The organism is Amycolatopsis sp. SID8362 (genome assembly GCF_010550475.1).
Classification (GTDB): Bacteria; Actinomycetota; Actinomycetes; order Mycobacteriales; family Pseudonocardiaceae; genus Amycolatopsis; species Amycolatopsis eburnea.
The window spans coordinates 1-225 of the sequence record NZ_JAAGNB010001259.1 but is presented as its reverse complement, the minus strand read 5'-3'; the positions used below and the strand labels follow the sequence as shown (position 1 = coordinate 225).

Below are 225 nucleotides of genomic sequence, written 5' to 3'. Positions count from 1 at the left end.
CGCGGCCGCGCGGATCAGGTCGTGGGCGTAGTCCAGCCGGTCCGGTTAGAGCAGCTCGCCGTCGCGCAACGCCTGCACGGCGTGCCGCGCCGGCCCGGGCCGCGTGCCGGCGAGCGCGGCGATCGTCTCCAGCGTTTCCCCGCCCAGCACGGCGATCGCGCGCGCGATCGCCAGCGCGTCCGGGGACAGCCGGTCCAGCAGCGGGCGGACCACGGCTTCCCGGCC

1 protein-coding gene is annotated in these 225 nt (G+C 78.2%); it reads right to left on the bottom strand.

Going from position 1 to position 225, the window contains the following annotated elements; translation table 11 throughout:
• Positions 1–45 precede the first annotated feature (45 nt).
• The coding region (locus tag G3I65_RS38675; protein ID WP_160700475.1) for a hypothetical protein at positions 46–225 on the bottom strand (180 nt) is incomplete at its 5' end.